Genomic DNA, 281 nt, shown 5'->3' on the forward strand with positions numbered 1-281 from the left:
TAACGTCTTCTACGATGAAGCTGGTGACTTGCAATTGTCAAAGACGGCCTACAACTTCTTGGGTGGTGTCTTGGCGCACGCAGCTAACTTCACAGCTATCACGAACCCAACGGTTAACTCTTACAAGCGTTTGACGCCTGGATTCGAAGCACCAGTTTATGTGGCTTGGTCTGGTTCAAACCGTTCACCAATGGTTCGTGTCCCAGCTTCACGTGGTAACTCAACGCGTTTGGAATTGCGTTCAGTTGACCCAACTGCTAACCCATACTTGGCCTTCGCTG

1 pseudogene is annotated in these 281 nt (G+C 49.8%); it reads left to right on the forward strand.

The window, feature by feature from the left end:
• Positions 1–281, forward strand: a pseudogene (locus MN204_RS20490) (glutamine synthetase); the annotation flags it as partial.

It is taken from the genome of Oceanobacillus saliphilus, from assembly GCF_023522835.1.
Classification (GTDB): domain Bacteria; phylum Bacillota; class Bacilli; order Bacillales; family Amphibacillaceae; genus Oceanobacillus; species Oceanobacillus saliphilus.